Origin of the sequence: Paenibacillus sp. FSL R7-0026 (assembly GCF_038004485.1) — a bacterium.
GTDB lineage: Bacteria > Bacillota > Bacilli > Paenibacillales > Paenibacillaceae > Paenibacillus > Paenibacillus xylanexedens_A.
The window spans coordinates 1-18,432 of record NZ_JBBORG010000003.1; the positions used below are offsets into that span (position 1 = coordinate 1).

Annotated in this window: 17 protein-coding genes; 13 read left to right on the forward strand and 4 right to left on the reverse strand. The window is 44.3% G+C overall.

All coding sequences use genetic code 11. The annotated features are described in order from the left end of the window. Positions 1–85 precede the first annotated feature (85 nt). From MKY44_RS31590 to MKY44_RS30725, 13 genes are all read left to right on the forward strand, one after another. Positions 86–196: a putative holin-like toxin gene (locus MKY44_RS31590; protein WP_445670706.1), complete on the forward strand. Its 111-nt coding sequence runs from the start codon at positions 86–88 to the stop codon at positions 194–196. Between the two features lie 235 nt (positions 197–431). Continuing rightward, positions 432–830: a PBECR3 domain-containing polyvalent protein gene (locus MKY44_RS30670; RefSeq protein ID WP_341010322.1), complete on the forward strand. Its 399-nt coding sequence runs from the start codon at positions 432–434 to the stop codon at positions 828–830. 534 nt (positions 831–1,364) lie between these two features. After that, on the forward strand, positions 1,365–2,276 hold the full coding sequence (locus MKY44_RS30675; protein ID WP_249913350.1) for an SAF domain-containing protein: 912 nt from the start codon (positions 1,365–1,367) through the stop codon (positions 2,274–2,276). A 22-nt stretch (positions 2,277–2,298) separates the two neighbouring features. Continuing rightward, positions 2,299–2,970: a hypothetical protein gene (locus MKY44_RS30680; protein ID WP_249913351.1), complete on the forward strand. Its 672-nt coding sequence runs from the start codon at positions 2,299–2,301 to the stop codon at positions 2,968–2,970. Position 2,971: 1 nt separating this feature from the next. Next, the gene (locus MKY44_RS30685; protein WP_249913352.1) at positions 2,972–3,835 is read left to right on the forward strand and encodes a hypothetical protein; all 864 of its coding nucleotides are present in this window, start codon (positions 2,972–2,974) and stop codon (positions 3,833–3,835) included. Beyond that, positions 3,835–5,724: an ATPase, T2SS/T4P/T4SS family gene (locus tag MKY44_RS30690; protein WP_249913353.1), complete on the forward strand. Its 1,890-nt coding sequence runs from the start codon at positions 3,835–3,837 to the stop codon at positions 5,722–5,724. The genes MKY44_RS30685 and MKY44_RS30690 overlap by 1 nt, the downstream gene beginning before the upstream one ends. Continuing rightward, the gene (locus MKY44_RS30695) at positions 5,721–7,811 is read left to right on the forward strand and encodes a hypothetical protein (RefSeq protein WP_341010326.1); all 2,091 of its coding nucleotides are present in this window, start codon (positions 5,721–5,723) and stop codon (positions 7,809–7,811) included. The genes MKY44_RS30690 and MKY44_RS30695 overlap by 4 nt, the downstream gene beginning before the upstream one ends. A gap of 27 nt (positions 7,812–7,838) precedes the next feature. Further along, positions 7,839–8,303: an ABC transporter permease gene (locus tag MKY44_RS30700; RefSeq protein ID WP_249913355.1), complete on the forward strand. Its 465-nt coding sequence runs from the start codon at positions 7,839–7,841 to the stop codon at positions 8,301–8,303. 79 nt (positions 8,304–8,382) lie between these two features. Further along, entirely contained in the window at positions 8,383–8,766 is a 384-nt protein-coding gene (locus MKY44_RS30705; RefSeq protein ID WP_249913356.1) for a hypothetical protein, read from the forward strand. A 20-nt stretch (positions 8,767–8,786) separates the two neighbouring features. Continuing rightward, complete coding sequence (locus MKY44_RS30710; protein ID WP_249913357.1) at positions 8,787–9,338, forward strand: hypothetical protein; 552 nt, start codon at positions 8,787–8,789, stop codon at positions 9,336–9,338. Continuing rightward, on the forward strand, positions 9,325–10,299 hold the full coding sequence (locus MKY44_RS30715; protein ID WP_249913358.1) for a hypothetical protein: 975 nt from the start codon (positions 9,325–9,327) through the stop codon (positions 10,297–10,299). The genes MKY44_RS30710 and MKY44_RS30715 overlap by 14 nt, the downstream gene beginning before the upstream one ends. 300 nt (positions 10,300–10,599) lie before the next feature. Then, positions 10,600–11,829, forward strand: coding sequence for an S-layer homology domain-containing protein (locus MKY44_RS30720; protein ID WP_341010327.1), 1,230 nt, complete (start codon positions 10,600–10,602; stop codon positions 11,827–11,829). Further along, positions 11,829–15,248 carry a DUF5704 domain-containing protein gene (locus MKY44_RS30725; protein ID WP_341010328.1) on the forward strand — a complete coding sequence of 1,140 codons (3,420 nt, stop codon included), beginning with the start codon at positions 11,829–11,831 and terminating at the stop codon, positions 15,246–15,248. The genes MKY44_RS30720 and MKY44_RS30725 overlap by 1 nt, the downstream gene beginning before the upstream one ends. A gap of 156 nt (positions 15,249–15,404) precedes the next feature. On the opposite strand, the gene MKY44_RS30730 is transcribed toward MKY44_RS30725, so the two are convergent. From MKY44_RS30730 to MKY44_RS30745, 4 genes are all read right to left on the reverse strand, one after another. Continuing rightward, complete coding sequence (locus MKY44_RS30730; RefSeq protein WP_249913361.1) at positions 15,405–15,722, reverse strand: hypothetical protein; 318 nt, start codon at positions 15,720–15,722, stop codon at positions 15,405–15,407. Between the two features lie 117 nt (positions 15,723–15,839). Next, positions 15,840–17,078: a ParM/StbA family protein gene (locus MKY44_RS30735; RefSeq protein ID WP_249913362.1), complete on the reverse strand. Its 1,239-nt coding sequence runs from the start codon at positions 17,076–17,078 to the stop codon at positions 15,840–15,842. Between the two features lie 92 nt (positions 17,079–17,170). Beyond that, positions 17,171–17,848 (reverse strand): hypothetical protein, encoded by a 678-nt coding sequence (locus MKY44_RS30740; protein ID WP_341010329.1) that lies wholly within the window; start codon positions 17,846–17,848, stop codon positions 17,171–17,173. After that, entirely contained in the window at positions 17,848–18,273 is a 426-nt protein-coding gene (locus tag MKY44_RS30745; RefSeq protein ID WP_341010331.1) for a hypothetical protein, read from the reverse strand. Before MKY44_RS30745 ends, MKY44_RS30740 begins: the two co-directional genes overlap by 1 nt. Positions 18,274–18,432: the final 159 nt, after the last annotated feature.

The following is an 18,432-nucleotide window of genomic DNA, read 5'->3' on the forward strand; positions in this document are numbered from 1 at the left end:
AAAACTAAAACCTCGCGGCTACCGCCGCCAATTAAATTTTTGAAAGTGTAACTACACAAATACCAAATGAAAGGCAGGTGATTGGATGACTACATATGAGGCAATTGATATGATGCTCAACTTCGGTATTTTCATTTTTGCATTGTTGGCCTTCATAGCATCCTTGATTTTCTATTTGAACGCAAAAAAGCGATAGCCTCCCCACCAAGAGTTGCTACCGCATAACCACGTAACAAAATAAGCATAACCCGTATCACCAACACGCGCAATACCCAGAACACAGTCTACTCCAAAGCAACGTAAATTAGCTCGCGGTCTATGCCGGTAATATCGAGCATAGACCTTGGGCTCCACTACGTAAGGAGATTTCTAAAAAAACGTATGAATTAACTTCTAATTTAATGACTTCGAACATCGAAAGGAATATAGATATGCAACCATACTCTCTTAATCTAAATTCTCAAGACATCCAGGTTGTTGGCAAACTGGATGTCGTTAAAATCAAAAGCCTTACCGGAGTGGATTTCCCTACGGATCTTGTACAAATGTATCCCGGTGCTATAAGGCATGTTCAACGAAATCATCCGGGTATAATCGAACAATATGGTCACTTAATCCCTAGCATGATTGCAAATCCGGACTACGTTGGACAGAACCCTAAAGAGGGAAATAGCGTAGAGTTAGTCAAGGTCATTGGCCCTCATTTGCTTTTAGCGATCAAGTTAGACCCCTCAGGGTACATATTCTTATCTACCTTTTTCGAGCTAGACAATGGAGTCCATAAAGTCCAAAAAAGGCTTAAGAGTGGAAGATTAGCCCCTTTTAACTAACGTAAATTGATAACGTTAATAAGTTGACATCCCTCCTTTCGAATAATACTATAAGTTAAGGATCATTAGAGGTGGGAAAGGTTCCCCACGCGCTTGTCGAAAGGCAAGTCACCAGAGATCAGGATACGCCGCCCTGCAATATGATCCTAAAACGAAGGACCCCTTTATGGGGTCCTTTTTTTTGCATTTTTTAGTTTAGTTTAAGTGCTAAGGTAACCATCACATTCGAATAGGACCAAAGTTGTGAAATGAGTCTTTAGAATCAACAACACCTACGCCATGGCGTGGGTGTTGTTTTTGTTTAACAACGCTAATACCAAAAAACGCTAAAGAGCATTTACTAAACTCTTGAATTGATATAAACTGATAATGATTGAATATCATTGAATACAGAGGGGAGTTCAAGTAATTTATTATTAAAATTGAATAAATATATAGTCTTAAATTTGTTGTTGGCCCTTTATGTTTATCGGCCTACGACTTACGAATCATAAGATCGTGAAAAAAATAAAAACGATCGAAGGGAGATCAGAAATGGCGAAAAATCGCTTTCGCAAAAATAAACAACTTGTCCCTGCCTTAATTGGGGCGGCTATCGTATTCATCCCCTTTGCGGGAATCGGTGGATACTACGTGTATAACCTGAATGAAAAACACGCAGTAGAAATCGCTCAGTATGAAAATCAAATCAGTCAACTTTCTGCCAGCCAGGCTCTCGTCTACGGGTTAACTAGTGACATCCAAGCTGGAACAAGAATCAGAGCCGAGGATCTCCAGAACGTTACCGTTGATGCAACCAGAGTTCCTGCTGATGCGATTATTGATGATAGCGCCATTGGGAAATTCACCAAGATCGCCTTAACGGCAGGCACCCCACTCACTCAAGAGATGCTATATGAGAACGGTATCACGCCACAAGATTTGCGGAATCAAGAGTTCCGTATGATCGAACTGCCGACGAAGCTTGAGAAAAACGATTATGTGGACGTCCGGGTCAAATTCCCGAGCGGTGAGGACTTTATCGTTCTAGCTAAGAAACAAGTCGAAGATTTAAACAACGGTACCGTGTGGCACACGATGAATGAACAGGAAATTCTTAAGATGTCTTCAGCAATTGTAGATGCCTACCTTAATGATGCATCAATTTACTCGATTAGCTACGTCGAACCGGGCATTCAAGAAGCAGCAAAAGTTACATATCCTGCAAACCAAGCTGTTCTCGATCTTATCGAGAGCGATCCTAATATCGTTCAGAAAGCCACAACAGCATTAGAACGTAAGCTACGCCAAAAACTTGAAAATAACTTGAATGAGTTAACACCCGAGCAAATTCAAAAGTATCTCAACAATAAACAAAACGCATCCAAGATCAACCCGGATACGCAAACGAATCCGCTGACGGAAGATCCACCGATCGTAGATGACGGTAGCACTACAAACCAGTAAGGGAAGATCGTGAGGTAATACGATGAAAAAAACGTATTTTATCGGCGATTACGAGAAAAGCGATCTGCTGTTTTATCTGGCAAAAGTGCTATCGATAACCCGCCGCGTTCTTCTCGTGGACGCCACGAAGAAGCAAAATTATCAATATCTATTTCCCCGGATTGACTATGAGCCGGGCATTGTCACGTATGATGGATTCGATGTCTTTACCGGTAGTGAAGATGAATTGAAAAAACAACGTCTCGGTATTTATGATCATGTCATTTACGACATCGATGATCCCGAACGATTGCCCGCCTACCGGTCAACGCACCGGTTTTTCTTTGTCACCAGTATGGATATAACATCAATTGTTAGGGGGGAGCATCTGATTCAAGCGTTTACAGAGCCTCTTGAAGCCTCTGATGCCCTTCCGTTTTATAAATTGCTGATTGAAGATGCCCGGCAGCCTGGTGAAGCCTATATTGACGAAACGTTGGCTGCTTACCCGATCACCTGGGAAGAAAGTTTAGGCTACACCCCCGATGACCGCGACCGCATGCAAAAAATCGATAACCAGTACTCGGGAAAACTTCATATGAAGCGATTAACATCTGCTATGCGAAACCTGGTTACAGATCTGGTTCAAATCACCGAAGGCACCAATGCAAAACTAGCATCTCAGCTTTATAAGCAGGCAGAAAGGAGGAAATAACATGGGTCAAATCGCATTTTGGAGTCCTTACTCTGGGAGCGGTCAGACAAGCAGTATAGCGGCTATAGCCGCCGCTATTGGTAGCGAATATCATGTTCGATGTTTGATATCCCAAACCAAAAATCGCGAATCATCGCTCGAACATAGTTTCTCTCGCTCGCTGAACACATTCAACCGAACCTTAGGAAATATATCCGGAACTCGTCATGTATCCGGAACGGGTCTTGATGCCGTGATCCGTATTGCCAGGAGCGGTAAACTCGAAGCGGGTGCCGTTAAAAACAATACCCAAATCATCGAACAAGGCAGACTCGATTTGCTTAGTAGCTCGGATCAAATTGACCATGCGAAATTCGAAACAGCATCTGATCTCATCCGAAGCATTTTTGAGCAGGCCACCAGATATTACAACTTAGTACTGCTCGACCTCCCTTCCGGAGACGATAGCGAGCTCAGTCGGAAACTTATTGCTTCATCGGATGTCGTCGTGATCTGCTTACCACAATCTTGGCGTTCACTCGACACTTACTTCAATAAAAAAATCTGGCCGAGGACACTCGTCGGCAAAAAGATCGTGCTCCTCTTCACTCAGCATGATCGTCACTCAAAATATAAAGCCGCCAACGTCACACGAAAATATAAAAGCTCTAAAGGCTTAATCGTCCCTTACAACACCACGTTCAAGGACGCAGTGAACGACGGCGATACGAAAAGTTTTTATAAAGCAAACAAAGCAGCCGACCGGCGACACCCCAATTACGAATTCGTATACGAGGTACAACGGGCAGCAAAACAGTTGCTAGATGAAATAGGCATCGATTCCAAAGCCAAACGAATTGACGCCGAAGAAAGAGGGGCTTCCTGATGTCGTGGCTTAATCTGCTCATTATCATCGTTATCGTAGCAGGCGTCGGGATTGGTTTTTTCGTTATCTTACGGAAGGATCCATATGCAGGAGTTAAAGCCCAAGATGTCGACGCCGAGGATCTGAACATCGACTCGATATTGGAATTCGCGACCGAAGCGATTAATGACTACGCCAACACCAACTTAATGGATCTCGGACTGTCACTTGAAGAATTCGATCGCCAAAAAGAAGACGTTGCGCATTTTAAAACGGCGCTGAAAAACTGCAACTCCGGCAGCCTGCCTGACAAGCTGTACGTGAAGGAATTCATTAACGATATCTTGTCTCGAAATTACGGAATTACCGAACAAAATATCAATCAGATTATACCGTTCAACGACGAGGACTTGCTCACCGATCAAGACAAGTTTGAAATCCTGCTCTATCTGTACAAACAAGAGCATGGCTTTAACGCACTCAGTAAGCTAATCGAAGCCTATGATCTTGCGAGACTCAAACGAGTGATCGAAAACGGACAAACCCAGTCCTATGTCATCACGGGTGAGGAAATGCGAGACATTTATAAAAAAGAGAGCCCAAAACTCTCTTTCGAAGACAAATTCCACATCATTGTTCAGCGTGTTTATCAACTGTATAAAGGGTTTGGACCTATCGACGAGATTCGAGATCAAACGATCGACGGTGTATCGGGTGGTGTATCCGGACTTCCGGTTAACATGAATACGGTTGAACACGAAATTGACATGATGCAAGGTATGCGCGGCGAGATCCCGTTCGGATACGATAGCGTCTGGATATTCTATAGAGGTAAGTCCATCCACCTCTCGTTCCTGAGTTTTGGTTCTGACCTTGAACTCAGACGTGTTTGCCAAAACGTATACAAGTACGGTAATCCCGGACAACTCTCCGAAGCTAAGTCATTCATCGTTAACGAGATGCAAGATGGCTCACGCGTCGTCGTCGTTCGTCCACCGTTTGCCGAAAGCTGGGCGTTCTTTATACGGAAGTTTGACCTTCCGAATCTAGTTCTCGACCGCCTGTTGTCTGCTGACCGCGTGAAAAACGCCGATATGGTGATGAAAATGCTCGACTTCTTGATGAAAGGTGCCCAGGTTACTGCTGTAACTGGAGAACAAGGTTCAGGTAAAACAACTCTGCTGATGGCGATTATCAAATCGATCTACGGAATGTACAACCTGCGGATTCAAGAACTCGCCTTCGAGCTTCACCTTCGCCGTCTGTATCCTGAGCGGAATACGCTTGCTTTCCGAGAGACTGAAAAGATCACAGGTCAAGAAGGTCTGGACGTTCAGAAAAAAACAGACGGAACGGTTAATATCCTAGGTGAGGTCGCTACAGATCCAGTTGCGGCATGGCTCGTTCAGATGGCTCAGGTCGCAAGTAAATTCACGATTTTCAGTCATCACGCCAAAACGATGCGAGATCTGATCTGGTCACTGAGAAACTCACTGCTTAAAACGGGTACATTCCAAAACGAACGAATCGCTGAAGAACAAGTTGCTAATGTCATCAGCTTTGATGTCCATCTGGAGAAAGAGCAAAACGGTACTCGTTACATCGAACGAATCACGGAATGTGTAGTTCTCGATCAGGACGGTAACCGATTTACAGAACTAGAGAAAAAGATAGAACAAGAAAACATGGATCTTAAAACGCTTGCTCTTGCAAACCTCAGCTACTACAAAAAAATGACCAGTAGTCCGTGGGAAGCAAAAAACATCATTGAATATAAAGACGGTGTCTATATTCCCGTCAATCGTCCGTCAACGAGAAAAGTGGAAATGATGGCGAAAAACATGACGACCGAAGACGCTAAAGCGTTTCGAGCTTTCCTCGACAAGTATTGGGGGCCAGCAGCCTCATGAACTTAACAACGATTCTCTGGCTCTCTATTGTTGGGTACGTCGTTGCTTTCGGCGTCATTATGCTCATCTTTGCACTGAAGAAACGTAAAAATAAAAATCAGATCGGCCGAATGAATGCTGGACAATGGATGGCTCAAAAGCGAAGCGGTACGCGCAAGGAAAACCCAAAGCTTGTCCAATTCTATCAAAAGTCGTATGTACGCTCGACGCGGATTCCAATCTTCGGTACCCAGGTACGACGTATCCGCCAACGACTAGCCGTCGTGAATCCGTACAATGAATTCACACTTCGAAAAGAAACGATGCGTATCACGTACATGACCCTGCTGATTACCTTCTTCCTCATCTTGGCTTTCGCCCTGTTAGGAAAAAGTTTACTAATGATCATGCTCGGTATCATTGGTTGTATCGTTTTGAACGGTATGCTAATTGATATGTTCGTTCATCGGATCGAACGGCAGCTACAACGCGATTTTCGTGACTTTTTAGAAGATAATCGCCATCAATACCAATCGACTAAAATGATTGATGAATCGATTTACCAAGCGTCTCAGATTGCAGCTCATGATATGAAACTTCATGGGGAACGTATTCACCGCGTACTCACAGCAAGAAATCCGGAAAAGGCGCTCAATGCCTATTATGAAGTCGCACCAAACCGGTATCTGAAAGTCTTTACGGGCATCACCCACATCATTCGGGAATACGGGGATAAAAACACTGGAAGAGGTTCTCTATATCTTGGAGCTATAAAAAAATTCGTACAGGAAATCAATTTTGACATCCTGCGGCAGAATCGGCTCAGCTATCAACTCAATAGCTTAACGATCATTGCTTTGACACCGATCTTGCTTTCCTTTCCGATTCAAAGTTGGGCTGAGACTTATTTCCCTGGTATGAGTGCTTTTTATAGTGGACGAATCGGATACATTATGCAGCTCATGATGTACGCGGTATCCGTTGTAGCCTACCTACTCATTCGCAAGTTGGCCGAAACTGAAGAATCAAAATATATCCCTAAACCTTCGCGCAAACGCTGGGAGAAGAAGGTATATGAAAAAAAATACATCAAATTTATGGTGGATCGATTTGTCCCAGCTCGGCACACGAGAAAATACTACAACACCGTGATGCTCATTAAGGATTCGAATTCGCCCCTACGGATCGAATGGTTGACGCTCCGACGTCTTCTGCTCGGTGTCAGCACTGTGCTATTCGCGATTGCCGTATCGGTTGGACTACACATCAACCAGACACGCCAAGTTTTGTATGCACCAACGTATAACAATGGTGGACTCATGATCGGCCAAATGTCTCAAGAAGACAAGGACCAATCGATTGCACAGACCGAATTCGATCGACGCGTCATGGAAAGCTTGAAAGGAGGAGATGATGCGCTCAAAGAACGCGTCAGACAAGAAGTTGAAGTCATGATCAGCGGGACCACGAGCGCCGTGCAAATCAACCAGGATGTGGATCGAATCATAGCAAAAATAGAGCAACTGGATAATGAGTATTTTAAATGGTACGAGCTTATAATTGCGCTCGCACTCGGAATTATTACTTACTATGCTCCAATTTGGATGATGCTGTTCCAACGGAAAATCCGCAGAGTCGATATGCAAAACGAAGTTGAACAGTTCCGGATGTTGATCTCAATTTTGAGCCAACTGGACCGGATCGACGTTCAAACGATCCTGGAATGGTTAGAACGATTCAGTACGATCTTCAAACCTGCCTTACAGCGGTGTTTAAGTGATTACGACAGCGGCGCCACCTTTGCAATTCAAAGGCTTAAAGAAGACGCCCCTTACCCTGAGTTCGTACGACTTGTAGAACGTCTGGAAAACAGCGTAGAACGTATTTCAATTCAAGAAGCTTTCGACGATTTAGAAATGGAGCAAGAGTACTACCGAGAGCAAAAAAATGAAACCATGAACCGCTTAATTGAAAGTAAAGCTAATTGGGGTAAAGATATCGGGTTCGCACCCGCTGGGTTCATGCTTGTTGCTTACATAATATTGCCTTTCCTCTACTCGTCATTTACTCAAATGAAAGACTTGATCAAGCAAATCAGCCAACTCTAAAACCGAATTTAAAGGAGACTATTCACTATGGGAAGTAATGCAACAGATGGACTAAAACTAGCAGCCGGTATTTTCTTAACACTCGCTCTGATCACAACAGTCGTTGTCATTTTCATTTCGTCGCAGGATGCAGCAAAAGAAGGTCAAACACAATTTTCAACGATTCAAACGCAACTTTCGCAGACACGTTTCACGATCTACGAGAACACAACCCTTTCCGGAAGCCAAGTCATGAATGCTGTGAGACAATTTAACAATGAAGATCAGTTTGGCGTCTACGTCCTAACGGGTAAAGCCGGAGCGACTTATTATGGTAGCACGTTCAACCAAACGGATGGTGTAATCACCGGCACAGTTAAAAATACAGACTTAGGGCCTGCTCTCGATGAATCAAATAACAACTTCATCAACCCGTCAGGTAAATTCAAATCCTCTATCGTACGCGACGAAAACAATATGGTCCGCGGTATTATATTCAAACAAACTAAATAAGAAAACCTCCCCCGTCGCTTCCCCGAAATCATCCGGGGGAGCGATTCTCTCTTAAAGCCATATTGTAAGGAGACTACAAATGGACAAGAATGCGCGCAGTTTTATGTTACTTGCCGCCATATTTTTTCTGTTTCTTGGAGCGTCCACCAACGCGGTGAATGTTGTTGCCGCGATTAACGACGGTACCGAAATTGCCTATAAACTGAATGCGGATAACGACAGACAGGTCAAAGCTAAACTGGACACGCCTGGCCAAGAAATCTATATGGGCGCCGCGATCGTCAATCTGATTCGCACTGAAGAACGAGACATCGATATCGAAGTTAACGGAGTCATGTACAGCAGACTCGATACGTACACCTCGTTCAATCCTGCCGCTATCAATTTGAGTCAGAAATACAAAGCCATTTACAGCCGCGACGAGTCAGGCTATCTACTTAAGGTTTCATTTACCAGCCTGTAAGGATCAAAGGAGTCGACCCTATGAAATACGTAACCGGCATATTTGCCGCCCTACTGGCCGTTCTACTACTCTTTATGTATCCACTCTATGAACAGGCCCGTAGCCAGGACAAGATTGCCAATACGATCGTGCAAAGTGCTTCTACTCAATTTATTGACAGCGCACGAACTAAAGGCTATATCACACCACAAATGTGGACCGATTTTAGCAGTCAACTTGCCGCAACCGGCAACCAATACGATATAAAGCTAGAACACTTGCATAAGCTCATCAGTCCGAATTACAGCGATCCAGCCGATCCGGCAACTTTCAAAGGCGATTTCACGACCTATTACACCGCCTATTACAACGATCAAATCATGCCCGTCATGTTTCCTAATAACACGTTGCCAAACGACGATACGTCTCGGCGTTACACCATGCAGGTTGGCGACTATATCGGTATCAATCTAACCAATATCAATCGGACAGCCGCTACCCAGCTCTGGGACTTTCTCATGAACGATAACACAGGGCAATCCGCGACTGTTTTAATGAACTATAAAGGAATGGTTCTAAATGAAGATTATTAGCTTCGCGATTATTTTCGTTATGATCTTTTTTCCTTTATTTCAAATCACATCGATGCGGTTGAATGACCTTGAACGAGCTATTCAACTCACTAATCGATACGACGTCGTGATGAAAACAGCAGTCCAGGATGCAGCGAATGTAATGAATGATACCGTCGATCAGGATTATGAGCCCGGGTATGGCTCGAAGAAGTTCTTCCGGGCCAACAAAGAACGAGCAGTCGAAACCTTTTACCGTACACTTGCTTTAAACTTTGGAGTTAATGGTGATGCCGTTGCCGTCGGAAATCTTGCAGGATACATTCCAGCAATCCTGGTGGTCGACTATGATGGATATTACGTGTATTCCACCGAATCATTTGTAGATACCAAAGGTCAGACTCAGCTCCGCCCTGTTTGGTCGCCGAAGAAACCGTACTCCTATTCAGATGCACAAGGGAACATCGTACAGTTTTCCCTCGATGACTTCGTGAAAAGTTATAACAAAGGCACGGATCGCTGGGTTCAAGGAAAGCGACATGAAGTCGCAAGCCAAACCCAAATTACGTTACTGAAAGATCCACAAACATTCGAGAGCGTACGCAGGCAGAGCATTATCAGTGGTATTCAAAATGATCTAGCCTACGTAATTAACCGGCATAATCAATACGCAACACGCTACGGGGTCGATTACATCTTCACGCTGCCGCAGATTTCCCAAGAAGAATGGGATAATGGGATTGATGATATTGGGATCGTTGCCTTCGTACAAGGCATCCCAGTCGGTGATCAGGAGTATAACAACTACGCCTTCGGTGGCGGCCGGCTACAAAAGAAAAAAACACTGTATGCCACGACCGACCCGAGAACCGGGATCAAATATTACGATCGTGACGCATCGAAGCTGCCAGGACGCGTAGAAGAGCGATTTGAGAATGAAAAAGATGCAGCAAGGTATGGATATTTCCCTCTTACGAAATAGAGAAGCAAAGCGCTTTAGCCTATGATGACGATAAATAAATAGAGTGTGTTTTTCTCCTACTGTAAAGTTCCAGGACAAACAAGTTGCATCTGCAGATGCAACCGATTAAGGGATTAAGTAGGCATTCTACCCACTCAAGAAAAACAAGTTGCATCTGCAGATGCAACCGATTAAAGGTTCAAAGTAGGTATCCTACCCAATCCAGAAAAAACAAGTTGCATCTAGTCAGATGCAACCGATTAAAGAATCAAAGTAGGTATTCTACCAAACCAAGAGAACCGAATAAAAGGAGAGATTCCCATGAGAAAACAATTCACTAAAATTGCCGGCATTGCGCTGGCAGCAGTGCTTACTGTAGGCGTGCTGGGTAGCACCGTACAACACGTTCAAGCCGCTACAGTAGCTTCAGCAGCATCCTTGCAATTCACTGACGTTAAATCGAGTCACTGGGCTTACAGTGCTGTTCAACAGGCTGTATCGAAAGGCTACATCGATGGTTACACAAACGGAACATTTAAACCCGATGTTAGCGTCACGCGCGCTGAATTCGCCAAAATGGTCGTTGCTGCTATGGAACTTGATGTACAAAACGCTTCTGGCAAATGGTACGTTCCATACGTGAATTCGGCGACCAAAGCTGGATTGTATGCGAGTGCCGATTTTTCAAACAACGACGCTGGATGGAACAAAGTTATGACGCGTGATGAAATGGCGCGTATGGCAGCTCGTTCGATTGGTGAAACGACAAAAGAGGATGACAAATGGATGTACTTAGCAACGAAAGCGGGTCTGATCCAAGGTGTTGGTAAAGGACAGCTTGCTCCAAAAGGACTGACCACACGTGCTCAGGCTGTTGTTCTGATCGAGCGTATCCTTACTAAAAACACGGGCACTTACCTGGACACCGATAAATATGCTGTTGGTAACGCTGAGATCGCTTGGCATGGTACCAATATCTTCACGGTGATGCCAGAGATGTGGGTTACTCCGGAATCCGATTGGAAACGTGCTGGCAAGGCGTCGATCGAGGATATGTGGGATGAGAGTAAAATGACAATCACATCGAAAGATGGACTGTATCAAGGTAAGCTGGAGGCTCTTATCGCGATTGATCTTGCTGACCCTAACGATCCAAATCTTGGGTTGATTGCGCCAATCAATACGCTCAAATGGTTCAATAACCGACCTGATGTCAATAACTTGATGGTCAAAGATCAGAAGAACAGTTACGTCCTGTATTTCAAAGGTAAAACGGTATTTAACAAAGATCCTAAGAAATATAACACTTATGATTATCTGAAATTCCGGGTCGATGGATTTGAAAGTCCTGATTTCGATGCATATACCGAGAAAGGGGTGCTAAATACAACTTCGCGCGTTTATCGCAATACGCGGACTGATATACCTGCCGTCATGATTCCGAAAACTGGAACTATACAACAAACCGACTTGGTAATTAGACTTCAAACACCAGCAGGTGGATCTCTGTTTAGTGAAAGCATTCCGTTACGTCTCCAAGGAAACCAATAATGAAAAAAAACCGACGACGCCTATTGTTTGTCGGGCTCAGCATACTGCTCCTATCGAGCAGTATGCTGGGTGTTTTTTTTCCATTAGCGGGAAAGTCTGAAGCTGCTTCGGTAAAAAAAGAAGTACCTTATGCTAGTGCGACTGGTGTAAAAAAACACCCTCAAAGAGAAGCTTGGGTTTTCTCAAAAAACCCAACGGCCACCACTACCATTTCTGAAGACGCTGGAGCAAATAATAAAATACAGAAAATTGTATTCTATAGAGGAGATCAGGAAGTCAGGAGCATTGACGTCAATGCTCAGACCTTCAATCAAACAATTTCATTTAACGGAAAAAAACACGAGGTCACATCCAAAGAAAACGGATCTGCCGGTTCCTATTTTGCCTGGAGTCGTGGTGAGACTGGGGAATACAGGAATTGGTACGCTTCAGGTGAAGGTGACACTTGGAGAACATTAGGTACAATCTCCGACGAGGAAGTTACTACGGAAGATATTAATGGCGTAGATTACCGGAAATTTCCGGGAAAAAAAATTCAAATGACTGTTAAATACGCCCGAACAAAGGCCTTTTATGGTGACATCGACGGTGCAAGGCTTTCATTTGAAACTTCGTTTATCGATGACCGATCCAATATCATTCACGGACAAAACCCTACCACTCCATCAACAGAACGAGTAACCGATGATAGGCAACAAGATGTAGAAACAGGGAATCTAAGTATAACAGGGAGATCTGATACTTCAACTGAAATTATACAGATCTTAGCTGGACTAGAAAAAGGTGCAATAGACGGGCCAACCCGAAGTCTCGATTTTGCAACAATTACATTTAACCAGAATCATTATCGGGCTGGATATAAATATTATATTAGGCAAAATAATACTGCAGATATGGTTGAATACAACGTCAACAACAAAAAAGCACAAGCCATGGTTTATTACTACGCCGCTTACAATTACACATACTCGTCATTCTCATATCAATATCCGGATCATTATGAAATCTTCACCGATAATGGTGTGACGAATCCCGATCCACCGGGGAGTAGTTGCACGATCACAGACGGCCGCGTTATTGAAGGAGAAAAAATGAATCCAAACGCAAGCGCCGTAATCAAAGCAGATCAGCGTGACCGTGAAATGTTTGACGTTCTACTAGGCATACCAACTTCAGAGAGCTTGTATGGTAACGTTCTAGCGAATAACTATCTACATCAATATAAATTCCAAGAAAAAGTCGGAGTGTGCAAGTATGACTTAACCGTCTCGCGGGATTATACACTAACATGGGACCCCGGAAAACCCAATCCAAATGGAAATGGTAGATTGCCCGATCCTCAATCAGCACCAGACAGCAAAGACTATCCAATCCATGTTGAACGTACATTATCCTATTGGGTTGTAGATAAACTAGGTGTCTACTCAATTGACAGTGCCGAATTAAAAAACTACGCATTTAACGGGGAAAAGATCACGATTCATCCAGCTGGCTACGTCCCTCCTATCGTCTCGCTTACCCGAGAAGGTAAATACGTTCCAGACCCGGGTCCCGGCAATTATTCTGCTCCACATAAAACCGTACCTGGTGGAACAACAATGCCATCTATACCGCCTGGGGAAAGCACAGAGTTACAAGCTTTAACCGAAAGCAAAATTGCTCAGGTCAAAGTTAATAACGACACTGTTGTATTTAATGGCCAAACACTCATGAACGGCAGCGTCGTAGACAAAAAAACGCAAGACCCAACAAGAGTACCGGACCCAACGACGATCAGTCGAGATGTCCTTTACAGCCCGGGAAACATGATTCCGAACTCTAAGATTAATAAGCAGAGCCAGGCAAGTAGCGGGACCATAACGTATAAGCCACTCAGCGCCAATTATAACGCCGCTCCGGGCGATACCTACCCAATAGGTGGGATCAACCCTGTAACGGTGCATACGCCCGTTGTGAACTACTCATCGGCATCTGACGATCAGGCTCATAACCAGAAGACGACACCGAACTACAGTCGGATGGCCTTCATCCTCGATCGTCCATTTACCGTGACGATACCGACGAACGGACAGCATCTAAACTATCCGGGATACGGAAATCGCGATTACGCGAAGTATTTCAAGAGCAAAGAAGTCTACTTCCCGTTCGATGTCTACTCCGGAGACAAGTCGACGTTTTATCCGAAAAACACCTGGATCAATATTCCCGTACCGCAACTCACAACCGAGTTCTTCCTGCCCGTATGGGTTGATGAAGGCGACTACATCGTCCATTACCGTAATATCGCGGAAAATGCACCAGACGTGAGGCCAACGCAGCAGGACGCTAACTTTGATCTGATCAACCATGTAGCGTCAGATACCGTCAACGTTGAAGTCATCGGTCGTCTGTATGATTTCCACATCACGGACATCGCAGACTATAACTGGGAAATGGTCTTCCGTACGCAAGCAGGTAGCCTTACGCCTACTGGTAATAGCTACTGGACCGGCCTACTCGGTATCGATGGGGCTGCGCGCGGTAACAGACAGCCGTTCACGCTACCCATTCTACCGGGGAAAAACCCGCTAGAAGGAACAAAAAACGTGAGCGTTAAGACCGGTTATCACGTCAAATTTGATCTTAAGACAAAAGGTAATATGTTCAGCAAGCAGGATGGTATCCGCATCACACCAAGCTTCACGTTCGTCACTCGCGATGGAAAAACAAAAACGCCCGTCGATCTCTACTACAATGATGATCATCGGACGTTTATCAAAGTCGGTTCGCCTGAAGATACCGAAAAACGATTTGTTATCTTGAACGACAGGCTACGGAACGTACCAGAAGAAGAACTAACCGACACAGCTCGGTATAAGTACGACAACTATTATACTTTCGCCGAAATGAACGGCGTGAGCCGCGATCTGTTCATCGCGGACTACATCCGCCGCTTCACCAAGGAGAAAACGCCGGTTGGCGGATTCAACCTGATGCTTCTTCCGGAACAGATCCGGACGTTCATCGGACCGAAAGCAAACTTACCAGGTTCAGTGGATAACGCGAGGGCAAACGCCGCCATTCAAAAATGGTACGGGCAGTATTCCTTACCAGGTGAGCCATACGTCGTCAAATCCGGAACGAACTTGGCCGAATATAGTCGTACGAACGGAGCCCTGACCAAGCGTGATCCGATCTTCCTGAAAGACGGATACATCGTACTGAACTTTAACATCGAAAGCATTAAAAACGGCAACCTCAGCCAGCCTCACCTGCAGTACATCAACGCCCCACTGATGAATCAGTGGACGATGGAAGGTTACAACCGCAGCGTGCAGGACTCCTGGGGTCGGACATTCACTTTGAAAGATGGTGACATTGTATTCTACAATGCCGATAAGTCGTACAAAGATGACTTCCAAGCCGAAGTTACACACTAATTGGATACCACCAAAAAAGCCTAACTCCTTAAGGAGTTTGGCTTTTTTTATTTGCGCATACGGTACATCGGAGCTCCATACTAAAAATTCTTCAACCTTTCAAAACTATCAAACTGTAACGAGAAGATATGTACATCACTAACGGTATGTAGAGGATTAATCTTCACCCGGTATGGCCACCGGCAAGCCCGGCGACACCGTCTGCTGTGCGGGTACTAGATCAGGCTCAGATACGTGGTATTGTCTAATCAGTGCAAAACTAACAAGTGACAAGGTAAGAATTAAAAACAACATGAGTATACCGTTGGTGGTATCATTTTTAACTGCCGCAGCTTTTTCTTTGGGTTGCTTGGACATCGTCTGCCCCGCGCTCTCACGTTCATGCACGATCTTTTGTTCATCATAGCGCACGCGTGTGCTGCGGAATTGACGCTGAGGTCGATCGTGCTGTGACGGTGGTAGATTCGGTGGCATATTAAGTCCCCCTTTTTATCAGAAATTTGTTCTTAGAACCAAAATAGAAAAGGAGCCCGCGATCAATCCGCGTACTCCTTTCTTTTGAATGGATTGTATCTTATTTTGCCCAGGAACCTACGAAGCGTCTTTACGGTTCGGACGTAGGCGAAGCGATACCTGGTACAAACCCTGAACGTTTAAGAATCTGGAGAACGCACTATCCAGATACACGATCGGCAATAGGTTGTCCTTCCCGAACTCAGCAACACGGGCTTGCAGTTTCGGGAATAGAGTCCATTCGAGCGGGGTTGCTCCGCCACCGAAAACAAAAATGACTTCAATGAATCCGGACACTTTGTTGAATACTTTGCTCACTTCACCTGAAATTGAATCTGCAAAGCGATCTTCTTGAGTTTGATTGATATTATTAACCTTATCCCATTTCTTTTCCATAAAACGTGATGGCTTCTTGTGAAGGAACTCCGCTACCTCTTTCCGTGAACGATACGCATTCCCCTCGTCTTGCAAGATAGAGAGCGTTTCTTCGAGGACTGCACCGTAACCCTGTTTGAGGGTCGAGCTGGCATCTGGATTAAATCTACCGTTCGAGAAAACGGCCCAGTCAATCGTTCCTTCTCCAATGTCTATACCAAGTGTATTTTCAGCATTAACGAGTTCTTTCCCCGTGATCCCATCCAACTCACCACCTGGGAAACGTTTAACGGCTTCTTTACGAATCATTTCTAGTACTTCGTCTTTCGCAAGCATGAGTCCGTATTGTGCGGATTCACCTTCATTCACAACCATCACATAATCAAAGATAATTTCAACTCGAATTTGATTCTCAAAATTATGGAAAGTGACAATGTGTGATGCTCCATTGTTCAGGTACAGATCCCGATAGAATTTCGCACGGCGTTTATGTTCGTCGATCGGCAATGCAGTAGCAAGATCAACTCGAACGTGCAATACCCCACCTTCCGGCAAATTACCTGTAGTTGTGTAATGATTGTACAGACTATCAGCTGCAATCGTGCCCAGTCCAAGAACCCCGGACAAGTCAACTTCTGATTTTCCCACGTTAGCGAATACATCAAATTCCTCAACACTCATACCTGATTTAAGCGCACGTTCACCGAATAAACGACGCTCTGTTGACTTGACAAGCGGACTGACAAAACTCAAATCCATTTGATTGATAATATCATTCATAAAATGGTCCATATCATCTGTGCCAACAGGAGAGGCATCCCGGTTAAACTGCTTAACGGTAACACTCGGGAAGACCCGGAGAGCTCCATTAATATTGGCTTTAACATAACCGTTACCCAGATCAAGCCCTGCTTTTTTCGCTTGCAAAATAGCTTTCGCCATAGTCTTATCTTCTCCCTTTATTACGTTTTTCACCATTTATAAAAAGATGAGCCACTAGTCTATGTTACCGATTGGCAGCTCAGTAAAAGTTATCAAATCAAACGACTATCCGAGTCTCCAAGGAAAATATTAAGATTATTATCGGACGAGGAGGACTCTTGTTCTTCGCGATTGGGGTTATAAGATTCTTTTGTCTGAGGCTGTGACGACGAACCTGTAGCTTCGCGTCGAATCATATCACCGATTCCTCCTACATCAGAAGAATCCCCCTGATCTCTTGATCCTGAAGTCGCTTCTCTCCGGATCATATCGCCAATTCCACCTGTATCTGAAGAATCTCCTTGATCTCTTGATCCTGAAGTCGCTTCTCTCCGAATCATATCGCCGATTCCACCTAGATCAGAAGAATCTCCTTGATCTCTTGATCCTGATGTTGTTTCCTCACGGAACCTATTTCCAGTGGGAGTACTATCATGAGGTGGTTGTTGAGTTCTCGGTTCAGATGGGACCGTAGCAGAAGATGTCGAAGTCGCTTCTGACCGAGGTGATACATGTTGTGAAGGCTGGTACTGTGACTGACCCTCTGACTGCATGTCCAACATACGTTGATTCAGATGAGCTTTAATTACATCACCTTTTCCATAGGCCTTTATCGCATCTGCAATAATAAGGTCAAAACTCGTTCCTAAATTGGTTTGAGCCTTGCACCATTCTCTAATTACTTCAGACTCTGATTCCCAGAACGTAATACGTTTGCGTTTCTCGCTCATTAATAATCCCTTCCTTTCTCAAAAGTCGCCTTACCAGAACCCATTCGTTCTTCATAAATCTTTTTGGCGTAATCAGTCAACTTGATGGCAGTTTCGAAGCGTATAGCCTGCATAGACGTCTCTCCACTTGTTATTCGGGAAAGAGTAGCCTCTGAGATTTTGGATTTTTTGCTAATTTGATAGCAAGTCACACCACTTTTATTCAGGAGCCATTCAATCAATTGTCTATTTGCGTATGCGTCCCCGCAAGTTACATCAACCTGACTCTGAACCATATCTCCAAGAGTTTGTACGCTGCGTACCAATGAAGTAATTGCTTCATCTGCTGAAACTTCTCGGCCATTCAAAAAATAACATCCGTTATTCACTTCAAATCGACTCATATTTTGTTGTTGTAACAAATCAACTGAAATAGAATCAACCATTAATAACAATCGCTCCAAGTAGAGGCAGAGCCGAAGTACGAGTTCATTTTTCGTCTCCCCTGTTCATATGTAAGAATTCAAAATCGACATCAACTATATACTTTCACAGACTCTTACTGACTGCTTGAAAATTGTATCATTATACTTGCGTCGGAGCAA